Genomic DNA, 20,000 nt, shown 5'->3' on the forward strand with positions numbered 1-20,000 from the left:
TATGCTAACCCAACGCTTGCGAACCATTTCATGCTGTTAATCATCGATAACTACGACTCGTTTACCTATAACCTGTACCAGTACTTTTGTGAGTTGGGCGCAGAGGTAAAAGTCGTGCGTAATGATGAGATCTCTTTGCAAGGCATTGAAGCATTGAGCCCGACTCATTTGGTGATCTCTCCAGGGCCATGTACGCCTAACGAAGCGGGCATATCACTCGATGCAATTAAACATTTTGCAGGTAAGCTACCTATTATGGGCGTCTGCCTTGGTCACCAAGCCATAGCCCAAGTGTTTGGTGGCGAAGTGGTTCGTGCTCGCCAAGTGATGCATGGTAAAACATCGCCAATTCGACACAACAACCGCAGTGTCTTTGAGGGGCTTAATAACCCTTTGACGGTCACTCGTTACCACTCTTTAGTGGTGAAAAATGACTCTTTGCCCGACTGCTTTGAACTCACCGCATGGAGTGAGCTCGAAGACGGCAGCATGGATGAGATTATGGGTTTTCAGCATAAAACCTTGCCTATCGATGCGGTGCAGTTTCACCCTGAATCTATCAAGACCGAGCAAGGTCATGAGTTGCTGGCGAACTTTCTAAAGCGCTAGCAGATCACTTTTTTTAACATTTCTCACTTTTTGTTGTGATTTATCCTGAGCTGAAAGATTATGCGCAGGATTATTTCCTGTCATCGATAAGATATTCAGTATTCATTCCTTTAGCATCGATGTTAGATTTTTCCCTCACAAATAAAGCTTTATAGTTGCTTAAAAATGTTGCATAACTATTCATGATTATGCGGTATTTTTGAGCCAGAGATGGCAACAACCAAACTTTCTGCTCTTGATTTGGTTAATGAATTGTAAATACAATGATTGTATAGACAATAATTCCAGCCATGAGTGTGAAGGCTTTGGAGATATGTTTAAAAGCCGCGAAGACTTAGCACAAAAGCGAACGGAGTAAGTGAAATGACGATGGATAAGAATGTAGAGCGTAGCTGGTTTGATGATTACATGGTGCCTTGTTATAGCCCGATGGAGATCATTCCAGTGCGTGGTGAAGGTGCTAAGGTTTGGGATCAGCAGGATAAAGAGTATATCGATTTTGCTGGTGGTATCGCTGTGAGCTGTTTAGGCCATTGTCATCCAGCGATGGTCAATGCACTTACTGAGCAAGCAAACAAGCTTTGGCATTTAAGTAACGTGATGACCAATGAACCTGCGCTTCGCTTAGCAAAAAAACTGACCCAAGTGAGCTTTGCCGAGAAAGTGTTTTTTGCCAACTCCGGTGCAGAAGCCAACGAAGCAGCCCTGAAATTGGCGCGTCGTGTTGCTGCCGATAACTACGGTGACCATAAATCTGAAATCATCGCATTTAAACAAGGTTTCCACGGCCGTACTTTCTTCACTGTGACGGTTGGTGGGCAAGCGGCTTACTCAGATGGTTTTGGCCCTAAGCCGGGCAATGTGACTCACCTTCCTTACAATGATGTTGAAGCACTGGCGGCACATATTTCCGATAACACCTGCGCCATCATGATGGAGCCTTTGCAAGGTGAAGGCGGCATCATTTCACCAACCCCTGAGTTTGTTGCTGCGGTTCGTGAACTGTGTGACAAGCACAATGCACTGTTGATTTTTGATGAAGTGCAAACGGGTAATGGCCGTACCGGACATTTCTATGCTTACCAAGGTCTAGGTGTTACTCCTGACATTCTTAGCACGGCGAAATCTTTAGGTGGAGGCTTCCCGATTGGTGCCATGCTTACCACTGAGAAGCTTGCCCAGCACATGAAGGTAGGCACTCACGGTTCGACCTACGGTGGTAACCCTCTGGCGTGTGCGGTTGCTGAAGCGGTAGTCGATGTCGTCAGTCAGCCAGAAGTCCTTGAGGGAGTTAAGCAGCGTGAAGCCAAGTTTCGTGAAGGCCTGGCTGCGATCAATGCTAAGTACCCAATTTTCTCAGAAGTGCGTGGCCAAGGTCTATTGCTGGGAGCAGCACTCAATGAAGAGTGGCAAGGACGTGCTCGTGACGTGCTCGTAGCCGCAGGTAAAGAAGGCCTGATGGTTCTCGTTGCTGGTGCTAACGTGGTTCGCTTTACACCATCACTAGTGATCAGCGATGAAGAGATCGAGCAAGGTCTAGCGCGTTTAGAAAAAGCGATCGCTTCACTGGTATAGCGGATAGTCTATACCTTGGGGAGCAACCCAATAAATACAAAAGGCAGGTGAGTATTGCAGTATCACCTGCTTTAACTTTGCATCGGAGGGATTTGAGATGCTTGTAGTTCGCCCTATTGCAAAATCCGACTACGAGGCGCTGCATACGTGCGCTGTTGAGTCAGGACATGGATTTACTTCACTACCGGTCGATGAAACCTTGTTGACCAACCGAATCGATCACTCGGTCTATAGTTTTGAAAAGCCAGAGGTAAGTGAACCTGGCGATGAAGGCTATTTGATGGTGGGCGTTGACTCCGAGACGGGTGAAGTCGCAGGCACCACAGGCATTGAAGCCTCCATTGGTTGGGATGTTCCTTTTTATACCTATCATATCAGTAAAATTGTTCACAGCTCGCCAAAACTGGGGGTGAACAATGTGGTTAAGTTACTGACGTTTGGTAACAACTACACTGGATGCAGTGAAATCTGCACACTGTTCTTACGACCGAGCTTCCGTCACGGGCTGAATGGTCGTTTGATGTCTAAATGTCGCTTCCTAATGATGGCCGAACACCCGCAGCGCTTTTCAGAGACCGTTTTTGCTGAAATGCGTGGTGTTTCTGATGCTGAGGGTAATTCCCCATTTTGGAAGTGGCTGCAAGACAACTTCTTCTCAATTGAATTTACCCAAGCTGATTACCTTACAGGGGTGGGCAAGAAAGGCTTTATCGCCGATCTGATGCCAAAACTGCCTATTTACGTCAACTTGCTGAGCAAAGAGGCGCAAGCGGTGATCGGTCAGGTTCACGACAACACAAGACCAGCCCTTAAATTATTAGAAAACGAAGGCTTCAGTTGTCGCGGTTACGTCGACATCTTTGACGCAGGTCCAACGGTGGAGTGTGACCTACGCAATATTCAGGCAGTTCGCAACTCGTTTCGCGCCAAAGTGGTGGTCGGAGAGCACACTAGTGCCAAAGATTTTCTGATCGCTAATACCGATTTTGAAGGCTTTAGAGCGGTTGCCGCCCAAGCGGCGTATGACTCTGAAGCGAATAGTGCCATTGTTACGCCAGAAGTGGCCAAGGCACTGAATATTGAATCGGGTGATTTTGTCCGTATGTTGGCTCAATAAGGAGAGAGCGATGACTCAGTGGATTGCAGGTGAATGGCTCAAAGGAAAAGGTGAGAGCTTTCAATCGCTATCACCGTACAACTTAGAACCGGTTTGGCAAGGCGAGGCAGCAACACCAGCCCAAGTGGAAGAGGCTGTTATTGCGGCGCGTAAAGCATTTATCGACTGGAAGAAGCGCTCCTTTGCTGAGCGTGAAGCCATTGTGTTGGCTTTTGCCGAGAAGGTAAAACAAAACAGCGAAAAGATCGCACAAGTGATCGCTAAGGAAACGGGTAAGCCTATCTGGGAAACCCGCACTGAAGCGGCCGCCATGGCGGGAAAAATTGCGATATCTATCCGTGCTTATCACGAACGCACTGGAGAGCACGCCAAAGAAGCAGCAGGAAACCAAATCGTGTTGCGTCATCGCCCGTTAGGGGTGATGGCGGTGTTTGGCCCATATAATTTCCCAGCGCACCTACCCAATGGTCATATTGTGCCAGCGTTGCTTGCAGGCAACACCATCGTCTTTAAGCCTTCCGAGCAAACCCCTTGGACTGGTGAGTTAGCGATGAAGCTATGGCAAGAAGCAGGATTGCCTGATGGGGTGATTAATCTGGTGCAGGGCGCCAAAGAAACGGGTGTTGCTTTGGCTGAGGCTAAAGGTATCGACGGCGTACTCTTTACAGGCAGTGCCAATACTGGCCATATCCTGCATAAGCAGTTTGCGGGTCAACCGGGCAAAATGCTGGCGCTAGAAATGGGTGGCAATAACCCGATGGTGATTTCAGACGCCTACGGTGATTTGGACGCATGTGTGTACACCATTATCCAATCGGCCTTTATTAGCGCAGGGCAACGTTGTACCTGTGCTCGCCGCCTATACGTACCTGTAGGGGATAAAGGGGATGCATTGCTAAACGCTTTGGTTACTGCCACGACTAACATTGCCGTAGACCAGCCGTTTGCTGAGCCAGCACCATTTATGGGACCACAGATCTCAGTGGCAGCCGCACAATTTATCTTAGATGCACAATCTCGTTTGCAGCAACTTGGTGGTTCAAGCTTAGTTGAGGCGAAAGCGGGACAAGCGGCATTTGTCTCACCGGGGATTATCGATGTGACCGCCATCAGTGAACTGCCGGATGAAGAGTATTTCGGCCCATTACTGCAAGTGGTGCGTTATCAAGGATTAGAGCAAGCCGTAGAGAAAGCTAACGATACTCGCTTTGGTTTATCCGCAGGTTTAGTCTCCACCGATGATGCCGAGTGGGAATACTTTGTTGACCATATCCGAGCTGGCATAGTCAATCGTAATCGTCAGTTAACTGGTGCCAGCGGTGATGCCCCATTTGGTGGTCCTGGAGCGTCAGGTAATCTGCGCCCTAGTGCTTACTATGCTGCGGATTACTGTGCTTACCCAATGGCATCGATGGAAGGCGAAGCGCCAGTGCTTCCTGCCACCTTATCGCCGGGTGTTCGCCTATAAAGGAGTGTTTATGAACCCTGAAGTTATGTTTGAGCGTTTATGGCAAGACTACATTACTCGTATGTGTCCATCTGCGCACAAAGTGCATCAACTGTTGACCGAAGATGAACCTTTGATCAACGACCACATTGCGTTGAGAACCTTCGCTTTAGCTCCGGTTGGGCTAGAAGTGCTCGCCAAGCCATTTATTGATATGGGTTATGAGCAAGGTGGCGAATACCACTTTGAGGCGAAAAAGCTCTATGCCAAACACTTCCAACACCCAGACCCTAACTTGCCGAAGGTATTTATTAGTGAATTGTTGATAGAGCAGTGCTCAAGCGAACTTCAGGCGATAGTGCATCAGTTAATTGGACAGCTGGATTCTGGTGACTTTGACGATGGTGCATTTCTTTACTCTGGGCGACCTTGGACCTTGAGCTTCGAGCACTACCAGCAACTGGCACAAGAAAGTGAATATGCAGCATGGCTGGCAGCACACGGTTATGGGGCTAACCATTTTACCGTCAGTGTGAATCAATTGACTCAGTTCGCAGAGGTTCAAGCGGTCAATGACCATTTGAGCCAAGAGGGTTTCACCATCAATAGTGTCGGTGGTGAAGTGAAAGGTTCAGCAGAGGTCTTGCTTGAGCAGTCTTCGACCATGGCTGATAAAGTGGTTGTACGCTTTGATGATGGTGAACAAACCATTCCTGGCGGCTTTTACGAGTTTGCTAAGCGCTATCCATCAAGTGATGGTGAGCTTTATCAAGGGTTTGTTGCCGCCTCTGCGGATAAGATATTCGAAAGTACCGACCAGTAAAAACCAGTATGAGTAAAGTTAGCTGTCACAAACTAACTTTCATGAATAAAAAAAACCACCAAACAATGTTTGGTGGTTTTTTAGTATCTTGGTCAGATTTCGTTAATTAGCGAGTGCCGTAAACAACGATAGTCTTACCGTGAGCAGAAATCAGATTTTGCTCTTCTAGCATCTTCAAGATACGACCCACGGTCTCACGAGAACAACCAACAATTTGGCCGATTTCTTGACGAGTGATCTTGATTTGCATGCCGTCTGGGTGCGTCATTGCATCAGGTTGCTTCGCTAGGTTAAGTAGCGTCTGTGCGATACGGCCCGTTACGTCTAGGAATGCTAGGTCACCCACTTTTTGGCTCGTCACTTGTAGGCGGCTTGCCATTTGCGCTGAAAGGCGCATTAGGATGTCTGGGTTAACCTGGATAAGCTGACGGAACTTCTTGAAAGAAATTTCAGCAACTTCACAAGGAGTTTTGGCACGAACCCAAGCGGTACGCTCTTGGTCTTCTTCGAAAAGACCTAGTTCACCGATGAAGTCACCTTGGTTAAGGTAAGACAAGATCATCTCTTTGCCTTCTTCATCCTTGATAAGTACAGCAACAGAACCTTTTACGATGTAGTAAAGAGTCTCTGCTTTTTCACCGGCATGGATCAGAGTACTTTTTGATGGGTACTTATGAATATGACAGTGTGAAAGAAACCATTCTAATGTAGGGTCGGTTTGAGGTTTACCTAGAACCATAATTTTTCACTTCCTCTGCAGGGTATGCTCAGCAGCTTCCGTACGCACTGAGCCAGATTTGATCTGGTCAACTAGCATAGGACGTCGGACGCCACGCTGCAAGCTATCTTGTGTCTCGATAAAGATAGTAACGTGTTTCCGAATCCATTTCTTGACTTTGATCGGGGCTCAACCGTGATCGACTACGCAAAAATGTGCACATCATCACGGCTTGAGGATATTTTTTATACAGTGTCTCACGATTAGCCAATTTTACCGGTTTCAATCAGCTGAACCAGCATCGGCTGCACGATGAGCTCCATAGCAAAACTCATCTTACCGCCAGGCACGACAAGTGTGTTATGTCGCGACATGAATGAGCCGTCAATCATAGATAGCAGATATGGAAAGTCCACGTGTTTCATGCCACGTAGGCGGATCACCACAAAGCTTTCATCCAAACTTGGGATGCCTTTTGCGTTAAGTGGGTTTGAGGTGTCGACCGTAGGCACACGCTGGAAATTGATGTGTGTGCGGGAAAATTGCGGTGTGATGTAATTGAGGTAATCATCCATCGAACGAACGATGGAATCCATCACAGCTTCTCTCGAATGACCACGATCTCGGGTATCACGCACAAACTTTTGAATCCATTCAAGGTTGACGATGGGTACCATGCCAATCAGAAAATCGACGTGTTTAGATACGTTCACATCCCCATCAACAACCCCGCCGTGCAGTCCTTCATAGAAGAGCACGTCACTGTCTTCAGGCAGTTGCTGCCAAGGGGTAAATGTGCCCGGCATTTGGTTGTAAGGCACCGCTTCATCGAAAGTGTGTAAGTAACGACGCACTTCTCCCTGACCTTCCTCACCAAAGCGGCGGAAAAAAGCTTCAAGGGCTGGGAAGTCATTCGCTTGTGGACCAAAGTAGCTGATATGGCGACCTTGTTCTTTGGCTTTACGGATTTCAACGTCCATTTCTGGGCGGGTGTAGCGGTGAAAGCTGTCTCCTTCAACCCAAGCCGCTTTGATGTCCATCATGTTGAACATTTTGCGAAAGGCTTCAGAAGTAGTGGTGGTTCCTGCACCTGAGGAACCGGTCACCGCAATGATAGGGTGTTTAGCTGACATTGACGAACCTTGTCTTTATTATTCCATTTTTGAGTTTGTGTGCATAAGCCAATCAGAAGCTCGATCCACTCTCCCCCTTTCTAAGGGGAAGGAGCGAATATTGCGCTTTTATTATGCCCTGCACACAAAAACATATAGTTGAACTATCTTAGTTGAACTCAACCTGTTTGCACAATCAGAGCGGTAAGACTTCGGGGTGGCGCAAATTATGCTCTTGCAGGGTTTACTTGAATATCCACCGTCTCATGTAGCTCAGAAAAGACGATAACGGCTTGGCCGGACGCTAGCTGGCTTTTCACTTGGGAAATTTTGTCATCAAGAGAAATTTCTTGCGAGCCGTAATCTGTGCCTTCGCGTAAGACGAACTCTTTGATCAAGTTATCCAGTGTTTCTGACTCGATCTGTTGCCACGGAATTATCATTGTTGACCTCTTTACTAACAAATGATGCGTAATAAGCAGGAAGCGCTTCTTCTAGCCACAAGCGGGGTTGCCATAGTGTACCAGTGACAAAGCCAACGTGCCCGCCTCTATCCAGTAGTTGATATTCAATATGGTCAGGCAGGGCAAAGCGAGGGATCACCGCTTCAGTCATGAAAGGGTCATCTTTCGCATGGATCACTTGCAGCGGCACTGAGACCTCTTTAAGTCGCTGTAATCCTGAGCATTGCTGGTAATAGTCGTTGGCACCATCAAAACCGTGTAATCTGGAGGTTAGCAATTCGTCAAAGTCGATCAAGCGTTTGAGCTTAGTGATGTGCAGCTCATTAACGCTGAGTTCTTGATTGATAAGTGGTAGCTTGCGAATGGCATTGCGCTTGAGTGAGCCAAGTAAATACTCTCTATATACTTTGGAAAAACCCTGTTCGATGCGTTCAGCACAGGCAGCAAGGTCAAGTGGCGCTGATACCACGGTTGCGGCAGATAGGAGAGGTTGGTGTTTATACTCAGCGAGATAGTTGACCAACATATTGCCCCCCAAAGAGACGCCTACAGCGACTTTGTCTTGAGTTGGGAAGCGCTTATCTAGCTGCTCGAGAAAGTAACGAGCATCTTGCGTTTCACCACTGTGGTAGGCTCGGGCCTTACGGTTCGGCTCACCGCTGCAGCCACGAAAGTGCATCATTACTGATAGCCAGCCTTGCTTGGCAAAAGCGCGCATCAAACCATTGGCATATGGGCTGTCGAAGCTGCCTTCTAAACCATGAAATAGCACAAACACTGGCTTATTTTGGGCAGCCTTAGGTGACTCACTCCACGCCAAGTCAACAAAGTCACCGTCTGGTAACTCAAGCCGCTCGGTTACTGGGTGGAATAATGCCCTGCGGCGCAGCATTCTTGGCAACAGGGTTTGAACATGTGGATTTTTAAGCCCGATTGGGGCACGAAAAATAGTCATAACGTCGGCTCTATATTTGTGCTGGTCGGGAGAATACGTCAATGAGGTGGTCTGCTCCTAACTGTTTGCAGTAGAGCCGAGTCAGTGACGGAGTAGCGTTGGGTTTTAACGGTAAATGGTTGATGCAGTCGACAAGGTCGGATTGCTGCTGTTTTTCCAATTGCAGTTCAAACTGCAATGCTTCTCGGTAAGTGGTATCAGGGAGTTGGGTTTTGAACTTTTTACGCAGCTCACGATAGCTTAGTAGCAGTGTCTCTGTGCGAGCGAGGCAGGTATGCAGTGTGGGCCAGTGTTTATCATCTAGCCCCAATGCTTGTTCATCTAGCCATTTCAGCAGCAAGACCAAATTGACGTTACCGTGATAGTGGTTTTGCAAATGTAGGCACGCCTCGGCGATCTCCCGCACACCGTAGTATTGCAGGCTAAATTGCCATAGCCTTTCTAGGGTGAGGGAAGGGGCGTGCTCTTGACTCATTGCTGGGTAAACTCCGTTTCCATTTGCTCAAGCTCCTCTTGAGCGGACATCCATTCCATCTCGACCTCTTCAAGCTCACTTTTGGCGCTGGCTTGTAGGGCGAGTACTTGGTTAAGTTTAGCTTTATTTTCAGCTTGGTACAGTTCGGTATCTGCTAACTGGGTTTCAGCCTCTGCAAGCTTTTGGCCTAATTTATCCATCTGAGTTTCGAGTTTTGTCAGATTTTTGCGAATTGGTGCGGTGAGCTTACGAAATTCAGCTTCACGTCGCTTTTGTTCTTTCTTCGCAGCGGCACTGTTTTGAGTATTTTTCTCTGGTGCGTTGGCTTGCAGTTCTTTTTTCTCGACTTTTTGTTGCTCGGTCAGCCATTTGTAGTAGTCGTTTAGGTCACCGTTAAACGGCGCAACTTGGCGGTCGTGAACCAGATACAGGTCATCGGTGGTAGCACGAAGTAAGTAACGGTCGTGGCTGACAATTACCATCGCCCCTTCAAAGGTCTGTAGCGCTAACGTCAGTGCTTGACGCATGTCGAGATCTAAGTGGTTGGTCGGTTCATCGAGCAGTAGTAAGTTAGGCTTTTGCCACACTACAAGCGCCAGTACTAAGCGGGCTTTTTCTCCCCCAGAGAACGGTGCGACTTTTTCCAGCGCCTTATCACCTTGAAAGCCAAAGCTACCAAGGTAGTCGCGTAGCTGTTGTTCGGTTTGGTCCGGTGCAATTTGCATCATGTGCTGAAGCGGGGTTTCTTCTGGGTGCAAAGTTTCCAGTTGATGCTGTGCAAAGTAACCAATTTTCACCCCTTGGGAGTAAGTTAGGTCACCTGCTTTGGCTTTCAGTTCGCTAGAGAGCAGCTTGATCAGGGTAGATTTACCTGCACCATTACGGCCAAGTAAGCCTATTCGACTTCCTGGAACGAGGTTAAGGCGAATTTTCTCAAGAATTAAATTGTCGTCGTAGCCTGCTGCTACCTCATCCATCATCAAAATTGGGTTTGGTAGAGCGCTTGGCTCACGAAACTGAAAACTAAATGGGTTATCAAATTGCGCAGGCAGCACCTTTTCCATTTTTTCTAGGGCTTTGATACGGCTTTGTGCTTGGCGAGCTTTCGAAGCTTTGTAACGGAAGCGGTCAATGTAGCTTTGCATGTGTGACATTTGCTTTTGCTGCTTTTCAAACATCGCTTGTTGCAGCACAAGTTTTTGCGCTCGCTGCTCTTCAAAAGAAGAGTAGTTACCAGTGTATTCGTTGAGTAGCTGGTTTTCGACGTGGATGATACGGCTCACGATTGGGTCGAGGAAATCTCGGTCGTGAGAGATCAAAATGAGAGTACCAGGGTAGGTTTGCAGCCAGCGCTCTAGCCACATCACCGCATCTAGGTCTAAGTGGTTGGTTGGCTCATCGAGTAGGAGTAAGTCAGAGCGACAGATCAGCGCTTGTGCTAAGTTAAGGCGCATTCGCCAGCCCCCTGAAAACTGGGTAAGATTCCAGCTCATCCGCTCTTGGCTAAAACCTAGACCATCGAGCAGTTCTGCTGCACGCGCACGAATGGTGTAGCCACCAATGGTTTCAATCTGGCCATGCAATTCTGCGGCGAGCGTACCTTGGTCATTTTGCTCTGCTTGAGTTAGCTTTTGTTCTAGCGCTCGATACTCTCGATCGCCGTCGATGACGTATTCAAGCGCCTGCCTTTCAAGTGCAGGGGTCTCTTGCGCCACCCAAGCCAGTTCCCACTGTTTTGGAATCGAGAAGTTACCCGCATCGATAGAGAGTTCATCTTTCAATAGGGCAAACAGGGTCGATTTACCACAACCATTTTTTCCGACCAAGCCGACTTTATCCCCTGGGTGGATAGTCGCACTGGCTTGTTCGAGTAATGGCTTACCGCCACGAAGAAGTTGAATGTCGGAAAAAGTAATCATGGTGTTTGGTGTTCTCTAGCTTTTAGTGCGTGAAATAGTAGGGGCTAAGTGGATAAATGTCGATCATTATCCAATTTGCGATATGATGGCTAAATGCTCAAAGTTATGGACAACTTATTGATATGCAGGATGTACGCATACTTTCCGCCAATAGCCCCAAGGTGCTGGTGATTTTCGTTCACCCAGACCCAGACAAGTCGATCGCCAATAAAGCGTTGATCCGAGCCATCGAAGGCTTGCCACACGTCACGGTGCATGATCTGTATGCGCATTACCCTGATTTTTTCATTGATGTGCCAGCCGAGCAAAAACTTTTGGTCGAGCATGACATCATTGTTTTCCAACACCCTCTCTACATGTATTCGTGCCCTGCGCTACTAAAAGAGTGGATGGATAGAGTAATAGAAAAAGACTTTGCCTTCGGTGAAGGTCTAGCTTTGGCTGGTAAAAAGTGGCGCTGCATTATTACTACGGGTGGTGCCGAGTCGGCATTTGCCTCCAGCGGCTACAACAAATACCCCTTGTCTGAGATCTTGCAGCCATTTGAGCTGACGGCTTCTTTATGTCGTATGGAGTGGCTTGAACCTATGGTGCTTTATTGGGCGCGTAATGTCAGTGATGGCTACCGTAATGAGCATGCTATGCGATACCGCAACTGGATTATCTCACTAGCAACGCAGGAGGAAGACGATGGCAGCAACCAATGAAATCCTCACCAGTAGTGTTGTGTTTCTCACCGCTGCGGTCGTTGCGGTTCCGTTAGCACAGCGTCTGGGCTTAGGTTCGGTGATAGGTTATCTGCTTGCAGGGATCATGATTGGCCCTTGGGGTATGGGGCTAATTTCAGACGTGGACGCTATTTTGCATTTTGCCGAGCTCGGCGTGGTGCTATTGCTGTTCTTAATCGGTCTTGAACTTAACCCCAAAAAACTGTGGCAACTGCGGCGGCCGATCTTAGGTCTAGGTGGTGCTCAAGTGGTCGTGACGAGCTTGGTGATTGCATTGGGCATTTACTTCACCGGTTTAAGCTGGCAATCAAGTTTAGTGATTGGCATGGGCTTGGCTCTGTCATCGACGGCGATTGCATTACGAGTGATTGAAGAGCAGGGGCATAGTGGCAGTGAAACTGGCCAATCAGGTTTTGCCGTATTGCTGTTTCAAGATATCGCAGTGATACCTATGTTAGCGATGATCCCATTACTGGCGGGTAGTGGCTCTGTGTCTGGGCAAGAAGTATTGATCAATGTCGCCGCCATCTTAGGGTTATTGGTATTTGGTCATTACTTGCTAAGACCACTGTTTCGCTACGTCGTGATGACAGGGGTGCGAGAGCTATTTACGGCCACGGCGCTGTTGTTGGTATTAGGCATTGCCGTATTCATGCAATATCTTGAGCTTTCTATGGCGCTTGGCACCTTTTTAGCGGGGGTGCTGCTGGCTGAAAGTGAGTATCGTCATGAGTTAGAAACGGCTATTGAGCCCTTTAAGGGCTTGCTTCTCGGGCTGTTCTTTATCGCAGTTGGTATGGCGGTAAACTTAGGCCTATTGGTCTCGATGCCGTTAGAAGTGCTGTTGTGCGTTGTGGGTTTGGTTGGCATTAAGGCAGGTATTTTGTACCTCCTCGCTCGTTTGTTTGGCGTTCGGGCCAAAGCTCGCAGCAGTATTTCACTGATTCTCAGTCAAGGTGGTGAGTTTGCTTTTGTCATATTGACCGCCGCACTAACAGAAGGTCTTCTGGATCAGGATACGATCGCATTCTTACTGGTGGTGGTGAGTTTATCTATGTTGACCACGCCTTTGTTGTTGCTAGTGCAAAAGCACTGGTTTAGCCGCACCTTTAATGAACAAGAAGCGCCAGAAGCCGATGTTGTTGACCGTAGGCCGAGGGTAATCATTGCAGGGTTTGGCCGATTTGGTCAGGTGGTTGGGCGCTTGATGTACGCCAACCGGATAAAGATCACCGTATTGGAAAGTGATGCTAGCCAAATCACTTTGTTGCGCCGTTTTGGCTACAAAGTCTTTTATGGGGATGCGACTCAACTCGATTTGCTGCGTGCCGCAGGGGCGGACAAAGCTGAAGCCATGGTGATCTGTACTGATAGCCCTGATGAAGTGATGAAGATCGTTGAGCTTTGCCAGTATCATTTCCCAAAACTCAAATTATTAGCTCGTGCGCGCAGTCGGGTAGAAGCGTATCAGCTACTCAATCATGGGGTGCATAACTACTCTCGCGAAACCTTCCTAGGTGCACTAGACCTCGGACGTCAAGCGTTGGTGGAACTTGGGATGCACCCTTATCAAGCGCGCCGGGCACAAGAGCACTTCAAGAAACTGGATATGAACATGTTAAAAGAGCTGTTACCTCAACACAGTGAGGACAAAGAGCTCGCATTAAGAGCCAAAGAAGCGCGCAAGGAGCTCGAAGAGATCTTTGGCCGAGAAATGGAAAAAGACGCCAAGCAAAACTGGGAGTAGATGTGAAAAAACGATTTATCGCCGGGGCGAGTTGCCCTAAGTGTCATAGCGTCGATAGTTTACGCTGGTGGGAGCAAAATAAAGTGGAGTGGGTTGAGTGTGTTGACTGTGATTACACCGAGCAACGCACCCCTGAAGCTGTAGAGAAAAGTGAACACGCTTCAGATCAGATGATTGGGATATTTAAGCCAGATTGATTGTAATCGAGGAATTAATCCCCATAATAAACCCAAGCAAAATTTATACATATATTCCCGATTGATGGGAATTACCTCCCTGGAGTAGTCATGAAAATTGAAAAGAACGTTGTAGCAAGCCTTGCTTACCAACTAAAGCTTGAAGATGGTGTTGTTGTTGACCAATCAACAGTAGAAGCGCCTCTAGATTACCTACACGGTCACGACAACCTGATCACAGGTCTAGAGAAAGAGCTAGAAGGCAAGGAAGCAGGTGCTAAATTCACGGCTGTGATTGCTCCAGAAGATGCATACGGCGAGCACAACGACGCTCTTGTTCAACGTGTACCAGCGAACGTTTTCCAAGGTGTTGATCAAATCGAAGTTGGCATGCGCTTCATGGCTGACACGGATCAAGGTCCTATCCCAGTGGAAGTGACTGAAGTCGATGGTGAAGAAGTTGTGGTTGACGGTAACCACATGCTAGCAGGCCAAACACTGACGTTTGAAGTTGAGGTTGTGGCGATTCGTGCTGCGTCTGAAGATGAAATTGCTCACGGTCATATCCACCAAGGTGGTGGCTGCTGTGGTGGTGAAGGCAAAGGTGAAGGCGGCTGCTGTGGTGGTGGCGAAGGACACGATCATGGCGAGAAAGACGGTTGCTGCGGTAGCGGTAACTGCGCAAGCTAATCGATTTGCCTACAACGATTGAATACGAAAAAACCTCGCAATTTGTGCGAGGTTTTTTTATGTAAGGCATTGGTGTCGTGGGTCAACACGCCTTAGTAGTGCGGAGGAGGAGTCTCTTCCGATGGGTCGGCGAGGTTTGAAGTGTTCATGCTTTTAACCTTACTAACCATAAAGCGCATCTGCTCTTGCATCTTTGACATCTGCATTTGCTGCTGGGATAGCGCTTCGTTTAATTCTTCAATCGTCTGTTCTTGAAATGCTAAACGACACTCCAGATCTTCAATTCGATTTTCCAGTTGCTGTTTATCGCTCATAGGAACTCCATTACGGTTCAATACGCCATGCTTCAGCGATACCCGCTGATGAGCCGGAAATGATTCGCTGGTTGCGGTCAAAGGCGGCATCATACACTACCGCTCGTGGTGGGCGAGAATCTTTTTGCACTTGAACCTCCCAGTAGTCGAGACGTTTACCTGAGTATGTGTCCCATAACATGACTCTGCCCCCTGGGGTGCCAGTGAGCAGCTGCGAGCCATCATCAGAGAATCTGGCAGTGGTAAAGATTAACTGGCGATCAAATGCTTTCAACTCAGAGATTTTTTCACCCGTGGTGAGATCCCAGATAAAGGCGTCGTTAGCACTATCAGAGGTGAAGGCTAATTTTCCATCCCGCTGCAGCGCTATGCGTACAATGCGGTGGCCATGTTCAAATTGGAATCTCGCAAGACCTGTCTGAGTATCCCACAAGTAAACTTGGTAATCGTTACCTCCAGACAGAGCGAAACGTCCGTTAGGGGATAACGCCACGGTATTCACTTTTTCTCGATGTGCAAGGAACTCCATGCGTCGACCGCTGACTAAGTCCACGTAGATAGCTTTGCCGTTGGATAGTCCAAGTAACACCTGTTCACCATCACTGCTGATATCAATATCACGGATCAGACCATCAGATATCGACCATAGGCCTTGTGCTTGAGTCCAACCGAGGTCCCAAGTGGCGAAATTTTGTTGAGTGGCGGTGACGGCATAGCGACCACTGTCTGCAATGCGAATATGCGACACCGTATTTTCGTCGGGATCCTGAGCACCGAGTTGTGCCAGTTGATTATTGTCATAAAGATCCCAAAGTAATAGTTGTTGGCGGTTTGAATACAGAAGTGCAAACCGTCCATCTCGACTCAGCGCAAAGCTTGTCGAACCTTGAGGCTCTATTGACCAATGTTGGTCACGCTCTGCAGTAAATAGACAGCCATTTAACGTCAGGCTGACAATTGCAAGCCAAATAGAGTGAGAAATTAGACGCATCACCAACAAATCCTGTTTGTCTCTTGGGTTATTAACCTAGTATATTGATGCGACAACAGTTTTGCACATGTGTGTACCCGAATTAGAAAATTAGTGTCGTCGAACAACGTCACTGAGATGCTAAGCCAATAATGGAGAAATAAATGAAACCGTTTTTTAAAGTGTCTTTGCTTGCTGCGACTGTAATGCTAGCGGTAGGTTGCCAAAAAGAAGAAGCACCTAAAGTTGAAGAAGCACCAAAAGTTGAGCAAACGGCACAAGCTGTGACTTTCCAATCGGATGATGAGAAAGCAGCGTACGCAATTGGTGTATCATTTGCTAACTACCTAAGCACTAGCATCGAAAAACCAAGTGAGATCGGTATCGACCTGAAAAAAGAGCTGGTTCTTAAAGGTATCGAAGACGTGTTTGCTGACAACGCAGCAATGACTGAAGACGAAATCCGTGCAGCGCTTGAGTCTCTAGACCAGCGTGTTGCAGAGAAGATGCAAGCAGAAGCTGCAGCAAAAGCTGAAGCTGCGCTTAAGGAAGGCAGTGACTTCCGTGCTGAATTTGAAAAACAAGACGGCGTGACGAAAACTGAATCAGGTCTTCTTTACCAAGTACTGACCGAAGGTGAAGGTCAATCTCCATCTGAAACAGATACGGTAGAAGTACACTACACGGGTACGCTAATTGACGGTACTAAGTTTGATAGCTCGTATGACCGCAACCAGTCAGCAACTTTCCCACTTAACCGCGTAATCCCAGGTTGGACCGAAGGTGTTCAGCTAATGAAGCCAGGTTCTAAGTTCAAGTTTGTTATCCCGCCTGAGCTAGCTTATGGTGAGCAAGACACTCCAACGATTCCTGCGAACTCAACGCTGGTATTTGAAGTTGAGCTACTGAAAGTAGACGCTCCAGAGCAAGAAGCAACTCAATAAGCGCTTCAAATTGATGAAAGAGTCCTACGGGGCTCTTTTTTTTGACTTGATTTTGAGCGGTCGCAGTACGATAAATTCACGAATGTTTGCGCTATGTCACCTGTTGGGCATAGGGATGACGGTTGTGAATTCAAAAAATCTGATAAACTTGCAGTAATTCGTTGAGAAAAATAACTACATTGGATTGGTAAACGTGGATACAAAAGAAGTCACAATCGACACGGACTCACTATTGGAAATGGAGTCCATTGACGTAAAACCTTTCACGGCGCACGACAAAACCATATTACGCTCCTATGAAGCGGTAGTAGATGGACTGGCAAGCTTGATCGGTCCTCACTGTGAGATCGTGCTGCACTCACTGGAAGACCTCAACACCTCGGCGGTGAAAATTGCCAACGGCGAAAATACCGGTCGTACTGTCGGCTCGCCAATCACTGACCTTGCGCTAAAAATGCTTAAAGACATCGAAGGCTCGGAACGTAACTTTTCTCGTTCATATTTTACCCGAGCAAAAGGTGGCGTATTGATGAAGTCGATCACCATTGCGATCCGTAACTCGGATAACCGCGTGATTGGCCTACTATGTATTAATGTTAACCTTGATGCCCCTTTCTCTCAGGTGTTGCAGTCATTCATGCCGACCGATGACGCCAAAGATGCTGCATCTTCGGTTAACTTTGCCAGCGACGTTGAAGAGCTGGTAGATCAGACGGTTGAACGTACTATCGAAGAGATCAATGCCGATAAGTCAGTTTCAAACAATACTAAGAACCGACAAATTGTTATGGACCTATACGATAAAGGCATTTTTGATATTAAGGATGCGATTAACCGTGTTGCAGACCGCTTGAATATTTCTAAGCACACGGTTTACTTGTATATACGTCAACGCAAAACAGAGGATGGCGAAAAGTGAGCTTAAGCTACACGCTGGTGGTCAACGGGGCTGGCTATGGCAGTCAGTCCTCACGTACAGCGCTGCAATTTGCTAACGCATTAATCTCCCAAGGACACACTCTTCGCAGTGTGTTTTTTTATCAAGATGGAGTAAGTAATGGCAGCGCATTAGCAGTACCTGCTAATGATGAGGTCGATACCACCAAAGCGTGGCAAAAGCTGGCCAAAGAACATCAAGTACGTCTGGAGACTTGCGTTGCAGCGGCATTACGTCGAGGCATCGTAAGTGAGGACGAGGCGCAGCAACACGGATTAGCCAATCACAACTTGGCCGAAGGTTTTACTCAAGCAGGGCTTGGTTCGCTTGCTGAGGCTATGTTAACCCAAGATAGAGTGGTGCAATTTTGAGTCAGTTAACTTATCTATTCCAGTCATCACCGCACGCTTCTAGTGGTGGTCGAGAAGGTATTGATGCGCTGATGGCCGCTTCCGCTTATTGTGAGGATATCAGCGTTATTTTTGTTGGTGATGGCGTAAGTCAGTTGCTGCAAGGGCAGCAGCCAGGCGTCATCCTGAGTAAAGATTATGCGCCAATGCTTAAATTGTTTGACCTGTATGACATAGAGCAGGTTTACGTCTGCCTTGAGTCACTCGAAGAGCGAGGTTTAGGTCATGCTGACTTGGTCATTGAAGCGCAGAAGCTATCAAGGACTGAAATTGCAAGCAAACTTAATCAAGCTGGCAAGCTGCTGACGTTTTAGGAGTCACTATGCTACACATCATTAAGACGGTTGCGGCAGTAACACAAGCCAACCAATATGCAACAGCAGGCGATAATTTCTTACTCATTGAAGATGCGGTCTACGCGAGTAATTCACAGCACTTTGCGTTTGCCAACTTGCCGAAACAAAACGTAGCGGTACTCATAGAAGATTGTGTTGCTCGAGGTATCGCACAACGCATTTCTCCATCGATTGAACAGCTAGATTATAATGGTTTTGTTCGCCTTACGGTTGCTCAGGACAAATCAGCGACTTGGGCATAATCTCCGGCACTGCACCACTCTTTGCTGACTAGATATGCGCTTGTAGCGCCTCTATCAAAATAATAGGCAGCTCAATCGGGTTCCTTTTCCTGACCGTTGCAGCAAATCTGCTCAAAAAAGATCCGTATATTTCTTGACACACCTCTCACCTCTGAATAGAATTTTGCGTCCCTAATTGCCAATGGTAGTTAGGGATAGATTTTTCACAAAGCTTACTTTAAGTAAATTCAGGAGCTAGTTAATGGCAACTATTAACCAGTTGGTACGTAAGCCTCGTGCAAAGCAAGTTGTTAAAAGCAACGTGCCTGCACTAGAAGCGTGTCCACAAAAACGTGGTGTATGTACTCGTGTTTACACTACTACACCTAAAAAACCTAACTCGGCACTACGTAAAGTATGTCGTGTACGTCTAACAAACGGTTTCGAAGTAACTTCGTACATCGGCGGTGAAGGTCACAACCTTCAAGAGCACTCAGTTGTTCTAATCCGTGGCGGTCGTGTTAAAGACCTTCCGGGTGTTCGCTACCACACTGTTCGTGGTGCACTTGACTGTGCAGGCGTAAATGACCGTAAACAAGGTCGTTCTAAGTACGGTGTGAAGCGTCCTAAGTCTTAATGGATTCCGTTAAGTAAGGCCAAACACTAAATTATTTTTAATTTTTGAAGAAACTGAAAAGTTTTGGATAACCTGAAGAAGACAACGGAGAATTTCCATGCCACGTCGTCGCGTAATTGGTCAGCGTAAGATCCTTCCAGATCCTAAGTTCAAATCTGAGCTGCTGGCAAAATTTGTAAACATCGTAATGGTTGACGGTAAGAAATCAACTGCTGAAAAAATCGTTTACGGTGCACTAGATACAATGGCTGAGAAGTCTGGTAAAGACCACTTAGCTGTATTTGAAGAAGCTCTTGAAAATGTTCGCCCAGCGGTAGAGGTTAAATCTCGCCGTGTAGGTGGTTCAACTTACCAAGTACCTGTAGAAGTACGTCCGGTTCGCCGTAACGCACTTGCTATGCGTTGGTTGGTTGAAGCTGCGCGTAAGCGTGGTGAAAAATCTATGGCTCAACGCCTAGCTGCTGAAATGCTAGATGCGTCTGAGAACAAAGGTACTGCGGTTAAGAAACGTGAAGACGTTCACCGCATGGCTGACGCTAACAAAGCGTTCGCTCATTACCGCTGGTAATGCCTTTAAAGTGCTGCGGCTCGCCGCAGCACTTTACCTTAAACTTACTAGGGCTTATTCATCTTTCAAATAGCCTGATAACGCCATC

General features: G+C 47.4%; 24 protein-coding genes. 16 read left to right on the forward strand and 8 right to left on the reverse strand.

The features are described from left to right. Positions 1 to 30 precede the first annotated feature (30 nt). The 5 genes from J4N39_RS01260 (at position 31) to J4N39_RS01280 (ending at position 5,571) form a co-directional block, all read left to right on the forward strand. Positions 31 to 609 carry an aminodeoxychorismate/anthranilate synthase component II gene (locus J4N39_RS01260; protein WP_252021255.1) on the forward strand — a complete coding sequence of 193 codons (579 nt, stop codon included), beginning with the start codon at positions 31 to 33 and terminating at the stop codon, positions 607 to 609. A 363-nt stretch (positions 610 to 972) separates the two neighbouring features. Beyond that, positions 973 to 2,184, forward strand: coding sequence for an aspartate aminotransferase family protein (locus J4N39_RS01265; RefSeq protein ID WP_252021257.1), 1,212 nt, complete (start codon positions 973 to 975; stop codon positions 2,182 to 2,184). Between the two features lie 97 nt (positions 2,185 to 2,281). Then, on the forward strand, positions 2,282 to 3,301 hold the full coding sequence (gene astA / locus J4N39_RS01270; RefSeq protein WP_252021259.1) for an arginine N-succinyltransferase: 1,020 nt from the start codon (positions 2,282 to 2,284) through the stop codon (positions 3,299 to 3,301). A 10-nt stretch (positions 3,302 to 3,311) separates the two neighbouring features. Next, on the forward strand, positions 3,312 to 4,769 hold the full coding sequence (gene astD, locus J4N39_RS01275; RefSeq protein ID WP_252021261.1) for a succinylglutamate-semialdehyde dehydrogenase: 1,458 nt from the start codon (positions 3,312 to 3,314) through the stop codon (positions 4,767 to 4,769). Between the two features lie 10 nt (positions 4,770 to 4,779). Beyond that, positions 4,780 to 5,571, forward strand: coding sequence for a DUF1338 domain-containing protein (locus tag J4N39_RS01280; RefSeq protein ID WP_252021263.1), 792 nt, complete (start codon positions 4,780 to 4,782; stop codon positions 5,569 to 5,571). 106 nt (positions 5,572 to 5,677) lie between these two features. Here J4N39_RS01280 and crp read toward each other — a convergent pair whose 3' ends face one another. The 6 genes from crp to J4N39_RS01310 all read right to left on the reverse strand — a co-directional run bounded on the left by crp (position 5,678) and on the right by J4N39_RS01310 (position 11,214). Then, a complete protein-coding gene (gene crp / locus J4N39_RS01285; RefSeq protein ID WP_252021265.1) occupies positions 5,678 to 6,310 on the reverse strand; it encodes a cAMP-activated global transcriptional regulator CRP in 633 nt (210 codons plus the stop codon). A 242-nt stretch (positions 6,311 to 6,552) separates the two neighbouring features. Continuing rightward, positions 6,553 to 7,422, reverse strand: coding sequence for a phosphoribulokinase (locus tag J4N39_RS01290; protein WP_252021267.1), 870 nt, complete (start codon positions 7,420 to 7,422; stop codon positions 6,553 to 6,555). 206 nt (positions 7,423 to 7,628) lie between these two features. Beyond that, positions 7,629 to 7,844, reverse strand: a complete 216-nt coding sequence (locus tag J4N39_RS01295; protein ID WP_252021269.1) for a YheU family protein — start codon at positions 7,842 to 7,844, stop codon at positions 7,629 to 7,631. Then, positions 7,801 to 8,820: a hydrolase gene (locus J4N39_RS01300; protein WP_252021271.1), complete on the reverse strand. Its 1,020-nt coding sequence runs from the start codon at positions 8,818 to 8,820 to the stop codon at positions 7,801 to 7,803. Before J4N39_RS01300 ends, J4N39_RS01295 begins: the two co-directional genes overlap by 44 nt. Before the next feature lie 10 nt (positions 8,821 to 8,830). After that, a complete protein-coding gene (locus J4N39_RS01305; RefSeq protein ID WP_252021273.1) occupies positions 8,831 to 9,295 on the reverse strand; it encodes a TIGR02444 family protein in 465 nt (154 codons plus the stop codon). Continuing rightward, positions 9,292 to 11,214, reverse strand: coding sequence for an ABC transporter ATP-binding protein (locus tag J4N39_RS01310; RefSeq protein WP_252021274.1), 1,923 nt, complete (start codon positions 11,212 to 11,214; stop codon positions 9,292 to 9,294). Before J4N39_RS01310 ends, J4N39_RS01305 begins: the two co-directional genes overlap by 4 nt. Before the next feature lie 122 nt (positions 11,215 to 11,336). Here J4N39_RS01310 and kefG point away from each other — a divergent pair, with 122 nt between their 5' ends. The 4 genes from kefG to slyD all read left to right on the forward strand — a co-directional run bounded on the left by kefG (position 11,337) and on the right by slyD (position 14,555). Continuing rightward, entirely contained in the window at positions 11,337 to 11,921 is a 585-nt protein-coding gene (kefG, locus tag J4N39_RS01315) for a glutathione-regulated potassium-efflux system ancillary protein KefG (protein ID WP_252021275.1), read from the forward strand. Then, complete coding sequence (gene kefB, locus J4N39_RS01320; protein WP_252021276.1) at positions 11,905 to 13,689, forward strand: glutathione-regulated potassium-efflux system protein KefB; 1,785 nt, start codon at positions 11,905 to 11,907, stop codon at positions 13,687 to 13,689. Before kefG ends, kefB begins: the two co-directional genes overlap by 17 nt. Continuing rightward, positions 13,680 to 13,886 carry a YheV family putative zinc ribbon protein gene (locus J4N39_RS01325; protein WP_252023581.1) on the forward strand — a complete coding sequence of 69 codons (207 nt, stop codon included), beginning with the start codon at positions 13,680 to 13,682 and terminating at the stop codon, positions 13,884 to 13,886. Before kefB ends, J4N39_RS01325 begins: the two co-directional genes overlap by 10 nt. A gap of 90 nt (positions 13,887 to 13,976) precedes the next feature. Then, positions 13,977 to 14,555 carry a peptidylprolyl isomerase gene (gene slyD, locus J4N39_RS01330; protein ID WP_252021277.1) on the forward strand — a complete coding sequence of 193 codons (579 nt, stop codon included), beginning with the start codon at positions 13,977 to 13,979 and terminating at the stop codon, positions 14,553 to 14,555. A 92-nt stretch (positions 14,556 to 14,647) separates the two neighbouring features. Here the strand turns inward: slyD and J4N39_RS01335 are convergent, their stop codons facing one another. Continuing rightward, positions 14,648 to 14,869: a SlyX family protein gene (locus tag J4N39_RS01335; protein WP_252021278.1), complete on the reverse strand. Its 222-nt coding sequence runs from the start codon at positions 14,867 to 14,869 to the stop codon at positions 14,648 to 14,650. Positions 14,870 to 14,879: 10 nt separating this feature from the next. Further along, complete coding sequence (locus J4N39_RS01340; RefSeq protein ID WP_252021279.1) at positions 14,880 to 15,860, reverse strand: WD40 repeat domain-containing protein; 981 nt, start codon at positions 15,858 to 15,860, stop codon at positions 14,880 to 14,882. Between the two features lie 143 nt (positions 15,861 to 16,003). On the opposite strand from J4N39_RS01340, the gene fkpA reads away from it, so the two are divergent. The 7 genes from fkpA to rpsG all read left to right on the forward strand — a co-directional run bounded on the left by fkpA (position 16,004) and on the right by rpsG (position 19,912). Beyond that, on the forward strand, positions 16,004 to 16,783 hold the full coding sequence (gene fkpA / locus J4N39_RS01345) for an FKBP-type peptidyl-prolyl cis-trans isomerase (protein ID WP_252021280.1): 780 nt from the start codon (positions 16,004 to 16,006) through the stop codon (positions 16,781 to 16,783). A 238-nt stretch (positions 16,784 to 17,021) separates the two neighbouring features. Next, entirely contained in the window at positions 17,022 to 17,702 is a 681-nt protein-coding gene (locus J4N39_RS01350; protein ID WP_252023582.1) for a helix-turn-helix transcriptional regulator, read from the forward strand. Continuing rightward, complete coding sequence (gene tusD / locus J4N39_RS01355) at positions 17,699 to 18,091, forward strand: sulfurtransferase complex subunit TusD (protein ID WP_252021281.1); 393 nt, start codon at positions 17,699 to 17,701, stop codon at positions 18,089 to 18,091. Before J4N39_RS01350 ends, tusD begins: the two co-directional genes overlap by 4 nt. Beyond that, entirely contained in the window at positions 18,088 to 18,444 is a 357-nt protein-coding gene (tusC, locus tag J4N39_RS01360; RefSeq protein ID WP_252021283.1) for a sulfurtransferase complex subunit TusC, read from the forward strand. Before tusD ends, tusC begins: the two co-directional genes overlap by 4 nt. A gap of 8 nt (positions 18,445 to 18,452) precedes the next feature. Further along, positions 18,453 to 18,728 (forward strand): sulfurtransferase complex subunit TusB, encoded by a 276-nt coding sequence (gene tusB, locus J4N39_RS01365; protein ID WP_252021284.1) that lies wholly within the window; start codon positions 18,453 to 18,455, stop codon positions 18,726 to 18,728. A 241-nt stretch (positions 18,729 to 18,969) separates the two neighbouring features. Beyond that, entirely contained in the window at positions 18,970 to 19,344 is a 375-nt protein-coding gene (rpsL, locus tag J4N39_RS01370; protein ID WP_004399892.1) for a 30S ribosomal protein S12, read from the forward strand. A gap of 97 nt (positions 19,345 to 19,441) precedes the next feature. Continuing rightward, entirely contained in the window at positions 19,442 to 19,912 is a 471-nt protein-coding gene (rpsG, locus tag J4N39_RS01375; RefSeq protein WP_252021286.1) for a 30S ribosomal protein S7, read from the forward strand. The last annotated feature ends 88 nt before the right edge of the window (positions 19,913 to 20,000 follow it).

The sequence above is a fragment of the Vibrio sp. SCSIO 43136 genome, from assembly GCF_023716565.1.
In the GTDB taxonomy this organism is placed as follows: Bacteria; Pseudomonadota; Gammaproteobacteria; order Enterobacterales; family Vibrionaceae; genus Vibrio.